Here is a 1,054-nt window from a genome sequence, read left to right on the forward strand (position 1 = left end):
GACAGATTGTAAAATATAAGTTGAACATTTAAGTGGACAAGAAAACCCATAAAGGTCTTTAATGGTGTTACCACAACATTCCATTAGAAAGAAGGACCTTTATGGGCACCACTATTTTATCATTTGCTGACCGCATTGTCATTGAAACTTTACTTCATGAACACCGTTCGCTTCGCTATATTGCTGACTATCTAGGCTTCAGTAAAACAACGATTTTCAATGAATTACATCGTCTCCCTTTACCTTATAATGCTAAGCGATCTCAACAGGATCATGAGACAAAGCTTAAGTTACGTGGACGTAAATATGTGCTGACTGCTAATCTAAAACGCTTGGTTGAAGACAAAGTCAAGATTCAGAAGTGGTCGCCTGAACAGGTTGCTCATATGGTTGGGATTGCTTATAAGACCATTTACAACTGGATTGACCAAGGTATACTTGACATCCAACCATCGGACTTACCTGACCGAGGCATTCGTCGTCATCGGGCGAAAGAAACTCGGGGAACATTTAGTCATGGCCGTTCAATTGAAGAACGTCCACAGGAAGTTAAGACTCGTAAAACGTTTGGTCACTTTGAAGCTGACACTGTTCTATCTGGTAAACGAAGAGGACAAGCGGTGGCCACTTTTGTCGAACGGCAAAGTAGATTAACCGTGGTTAAACGCCTTGAAAGTCGTAGTAGTCAGGCAATGACAATGGCCATGCTAGAATTAGCGAAACAATTAGGACCCAAACTTAAGACCATCACCGTCGATCATGGTAAAGAGTTCGCTAACTATCGTGAGATTGAAGAACAGACGGGCATTAATCTTTACTTTGCCCATGCTTATTCGCCGCATGAACGAGGTAGTAATGAGAATCGTAATCGGGTCTTGCGTCGTTTTATCCCTAAAGGCAAGCCAATTGAAGAGATCAGTGATCAAGAACTAATTCAGATTAACTGGTACTTAAACTCTCGGCCACTTAAATGTCTCAACTGGCGATCACCCATTGAAGTCTTTATGCGAAAAATGCTTCGATGAAGTGTTCAATTTATTTATTGCAATCTGCC

Annotated in this window: 1 protein-coding gene; it reads left to right on the top strand. The window is 41.3% G+C overall.

What is annotated here, in order from left to right; translation table 11 throughout:
• Window positions 1-101 precede the first annotated feature (101 nt).
• Window positions 102-1,025: an IS30 family transposase gene (locus tag FC36_RS00885; protein WP_023860195.1), complete on the top strand. Its 924-nt coding sequence runs from the start codon at window positions 102-104 to the stop codon at window positions 1,023-1,025.
• The last annotated feature ends 29 nt before the right edge of the window (window positions 1,026-1,054 follow it).

The sequence above is a fragment of the Ligilactobacillus equi DSM 15833 = JCM 10991 genome, assembly GCF_001435735.1.
Taxonomy (GTDB): Bacteria; Bacillota; Bacilli; order Lactobacillales; family Lactobacillaceae; genus Ligilactobacillus; species Ligilactobacillus equi.